The sequence below is a fragment of the Nostoc sp. NMS7 genome (genome assembly GCF_017115085.1).
Taxonomy (GTDB): Bacteria; Cyanobacteriota; Cyanobacteriia; order Cyanobacteriales; family Nostocaceae; genus Nostoc.
The window spans coordinates 1-4204 of sequence record NZ_JABXKJ010000176.1 but is presented as its reverse complement, the minus strand read 5'-3'; the positions used below and the strand labels follow the sequence as shown (position 1 = coordinate 4204).

The 4204-nt window shown below is 42.1% G+C and carries 5 protein-coding genes and 1 pseudogene; 2 read left to right on the top strand and 4 right to left on the bottom strand.

The window, feature by feature from the left end; all coding sequences use genetic code 11:
* Window positions 1-224: 224 nt before the first annotated feature.
* Together HWQ38_RS19605 and HWQ38_RS19600 are read left to right on the top strand one after the other, a co-directional pair.
* Entirely contained in the window at window positions 225-491 is a 267-nt protein-coding gene (locus tag HWQ38_RS19605) for a hypothetical protein (RefSeq protein ID WP_292796673.1), read from the top strand.
* Between the two features lie 74 nt (window positions 492-565).
* Complete coding sequence (locus HWQ38_RS19600; RefSeq protein ID WP_292796670.1) at window positions 566-2104, top strand: GMC family oxidoreductase N-terminal domain-containing protein; 1539 nt, start codon at window positions 566-568, stop codon at window positions 2102-2104.
* A gap of 19 nt (window positions 2105-2123) precedes the next feature.
* Here HWQ38_RS19600 and HWQ38_RS19595 read toward each other — a convergent pair whose 3' ends face one another.
* The 4 genes and pseudogenes from HWQ38_RS19595 to HWQ38_RS19580 all read right to left on the bottom strand — a co-directional run.
* The gene (locus HWQ38_RS19595) at window positions 2124-2453 is read right to left on the bottom strand and encodes a hypothetical protein (protein ID WP_292796667.1); all 330 of its coding nucleotides are present in this window, start codon (window positions 2451-2453) and stop codon (window positions 2124-2126) included.
* Between the two features lie 185 nt (window positions 2454-2638).
* A complete protein-coding gene (locus HWQ38_RS19590) occupies window positions 2639-3025 on the bottom strand; it encodes a hypothetical protein (protein ID WP_292796664.1) in 387 nt (128 codons plus the stop codon).
* 113 nt (window positions 3026-3138) lie between these two features.
* On the bottom strand, window positions 3139-3279 hold the full coding sequence (locus HWQ38_RS19585) for a hypothetical protein (protein WP_292796660.1): 141 nt from the start codon (window positions 3277-3279) through the stop codon (window positions 3139-3141).
* Between the two features lie 170 nt (window positions 3280-3449).
* Window positions 3450-3915 (bottom strand): annotated as a pseudogene (locus HWQ38_RS19580) (IS701 family transposase); the annotation flags it as partial.
* Between the last annotated feature and the right edge of the window lie 289 nt (window positions 3916-4204).

Sequence of the window (4204 nt, the reverse complement as noted above, 5' to 3'; positions counted from 1 at the left end):
ATTGCGGGTCGTAGTTCCTCACTTGGATAATCGCCAAATAACTGTCTAGATCATAAGTTAAACGTGATGTCTACGACTGGCTATTCGGCATCGCGCTCCGTTCCCGTCCCCAAAAAGCAATCCACGCCCATACAACTTTTTGGCAAAATGTCTCTGATTCGCTGAGAACTTCTTGTATCCTGGGATATCTGTTCTTTCTGGAAAGCCGAATGATTCCTATAGATATGAAACGACTCATTAAAAAAAACCCTAACCCAGTTCGCAAGAAAACAGAAGTAACCCCACCACTGATTGAACCCATTGAGATGCCTGAGAGCCTAAATATTCCTGAACCAGTGATTGAACCAAATCCACCTGTGTACATTGAAGACTACGTTTCCGAATCTGAATACATTTCTGAACACTATCACCCCCTCCGCTCTGTGGGTAACTCTGGGTGGCAACCGTCTGATGTTTGGCGCGAGTTGAGGGTTGATGATTTTTGTCGGTGAGCAGCATCTAAAACTTGTATAATCCTACTATAGGTACATCTCTGCCCTTCATGCTTCAGCCACAGGTTGACAAGATGAAGTTAAATTCTAAGTATGACTACATTGTTATTGGTGCGGGTTCGGCAGGCTGCGTTATCGCCAACCGAATGTCACAAAACAGCGATACAACTGTGTTACTCCTTGAAGCAGGCAATGCGGATACGAAACCGGAGATTCATATTCCGCCGAAATGTGTCAATCTACAAGGCTCCGAAGTGGACTGGGGCTATTTCTCTGAACCAGAGCCGTACTTGAATCATCGCAAAATGTTTTGTCCCCGTGGCAAAGTTTTGGGGGGCAGCAGTTCAATTAATCTCATGATTTATATCCGGGGCAATCCTTACGATTATGACCACTGGCAAGGACTAGGAAATCCCGGTTGGAGTTACCAGGATGTCTTGCCCTATTTTAAAAAATCTGAGAACCAGCAACGTGGTGCCAATGCTTACCACGGGGTTGATGGTGAGTTGAGCGTCACTGATCTGATTTCCCCTGCTGTAGTATCCCAACGCTTTGTCGATGCCTGTGTAGCAATGGGATACGACTACAATCCTGATTTCAACGGGATGCAGCAGTCAGGAACCGGACTTTATCAGGTGACAATCAAAGATGGTTTTCGGCACAGTGCCGCTGCTGCCTTCCTCTTGCCGATTCTCCAACGTCCTAATTTGACCATAACGACAGGAGCGTTAGTGACTCGCTTGTTGTTTGAGGAAACTCGCGCTGTTGGAGTGGAATATCTGCACGAGGGAATGCTGCATCAGGTCAGGGTCAACCAGGAAGTAATTTTAAGTGCAGGCGCGTTCGAGTCACCCAAGTTGCTGCTGCAAAGCGGCATTGGCAATGCAGAATACCTACAAGGACTAGGAATTTCTGTCGTGGCTGATTTGCCAGGGGTTGGTCAAAACCTGCAAGACCACCTTATCTTTCCAATAGTCCAACAGACGACTCAAGAGGTATACCCTGCCATCACCAGCAATGTGTCTGAAGCCGGACTGTTTTTACATAGCGAGGGCAATCTGGAGGCTGCACCCGATGTCCAGTTCTTCTTCGGTCCCGATATATATTTACCGCCTGGCTATGTTCGCCCTGATTGGGGATTCACCGGTGTAGTCTCTTTGACTCATTTCCAAAATATTGGCAGTGTCAGTTTGCGCTCATCTGACCCCAAAGACGCGCCAGTTCTGCGGATGAACTATTTGCAAAGTGAAGCTGATGTGCAAAAGCTCGTTGCTGGAATTCGATTAATGCGGCAATTGTTTCACTTCTCTGGTTTTGATGAGTTTGGCGGTAAGGAAATTGCTCCAGGGGAAAGCTTGACTAGCGATGCAGCACTCGTTGCCTACATCCGGGAAACTTGTAGTACGGGACATCATCCGGCTGGCACTTGCAAAATGGGCACTGACCCAATGGCAGTGGTAGACCCCGAACTGCGAGTATATGGGGTTAAGGGATTGCGGGTTGCGGATGCATCGATCATGCCAACTCTGGTCAGGGGCAACACAAACGCGCCTATTATTATGATTGGCGAAAAAGCAGCTGATTTAATTAAAGCCGCAGATGGCATTTCATAGCAAGCACTCCAAGACATACTCAGCAAAAGCTAGTAAATAAAGTTAATATAAACACTGGATAAAATAATTTATTTGGTATATGCTTCAACTCAGATTGCCCAAACTTGAAAAATTCATACAGGATAATTAAATCAAGCATCAACCACACAAAATTGATTTGAATTTGTGGTGGCTGATGAGGATGAATAAAAGAAAATATAAATTCCCATGAAAGATTGGCACACAACGCAACCAACGGCATTCCATACGTTTGATCTTTAAAGCCGCGTTGAATCAACAAAATAGTTTCTGCACCGATGGACTTACGAACCCAATTTGCTTCAACATAACAATTCGCTTTTTCGCCCATTCGCCCATTCGCAATTATTACACCACCCCTAAAGGTGAGAGCTTGAATATTGATAAGTATTACGTGTTTATTTCATAAATAAATTTAGGAGAAAATTGTGTGGTGAAGTGGCGCGATGTTGATGGGTTTACCCATGAGCGACCACTATTCACAGTTTCTGAGATTGAGCTTTCAATAACGTAGACTCATATCTTGCAGATGGAAATATTAATGTCAATTCCATGACTAAGTGCTAATGGTCGAAGCCGTTCAATATCTAGTAGCAATAAGGACAAGACTAAATGAGGTAAAAAAGTAGATAGTGCAAGGAAAGCAGCTTGACCCCAGTCCAAAGAATCAGGCAAACAGGATGAAAGATACGTCCAATATGCTAATAAATAGGCAGTAATGGACAAGACTAACCAACGATAAATTCCTAAAAGAGTACCTTGTCCAAATTTATCTAAACCAAAGCGATATTTAGCAGTTTTAAACCAACCTTCAATTTTCCAGCGACGTTTACCCCACCAGGAAATAGTACTAGCTTGGTTGTGGTTGCGTAGAGATAACATATCTTTTAACAAACTTACCATTATCGCGTTTGAAGTAATACCAAGAAAGAGTGACAGGAAAATCTAATCCAACAAGTTTAACTTGTTGCCCTCGATGATGTAAAAGTTTAACTGGATAACCATTAACCAACTTGCTATTTACTTCCAATACCAATAACAGCATGATATTTTAGTTTCCGAATATTGTTGATAAAATCCTTAGTTCCAAAAGCAGTATCAGCAAGAATTTTCACCCGAAATCGTTTGGTTAAATCTTTGGGTAAATGACGTACCATTCGTAATGCTATTTGAGACGGGGAGCAATGCGATTTTGTTAGATCGGACTTTAATTCTCAGTTAGAGAGCTAGATTCTCAATAAAAACAGTTATTAAGCTGCGATCGCACCCCTAAATAGGTGATTTAGTACCCGAATTTTAAGCACCTCACAAAATCGCATTGCTCCCTTTGAGACGGGCTAGCTGTCCCTTTACCTCTCCAGACACGGAAATTCCAAGGGATACGCCATTGTCCAACTACCAAATATAAGACTACTATATGCAAACCTCGTTTGCCGTTGTAAACAGTTATTAGATTTTTAAATGCTTTAAACTGACCACATTTCTCTAAAGTTGTTAGGTCAACTATTACTTGTAGAAACGCTTTTCTTCCCAATGGGCAATGATTGTTAACTTGCTCAATCGCTTGTTGACGAACATGACGAATTAGCTTACGATTAGGCCATTTATATGTATTTAAAAATCTACTTAAAGCGCTTTCGGATTTGGATTTGCTGTAGTGTGGCAAAGGTTTTCCATCTGCTGCCAGAAATAGCCCTAGCATCGCTTCCAAGTTGTCTCGTTGATAACGACGCTAGCTTCAATGCCAGAATCGTATACATTAGGGTATGGGCGTGGGCAAGAATGGTTTCCATCTTTCTTGCTGTTATTTATGTTATCTACGCCCTTTTTTCTCATTTTTTACGAATATATAAAAATATCTTTATGCAGATGACATTATTCCCATCTTTGTATATGTCCTTTGTATATATCCTGATACTAAATGTAATTTATTATATCAGTGTATAAAGTAGAAGCTCCATTTTTAGATGTTACTTTTATTTTCTTATTCTTGGTTAATACTGATTGCTTTTATCAGGTGCAAGATATGAGCGCCCAACGGGCGCGATTAACGCTCCCGCAATAAATGAAAGAAACACAGTT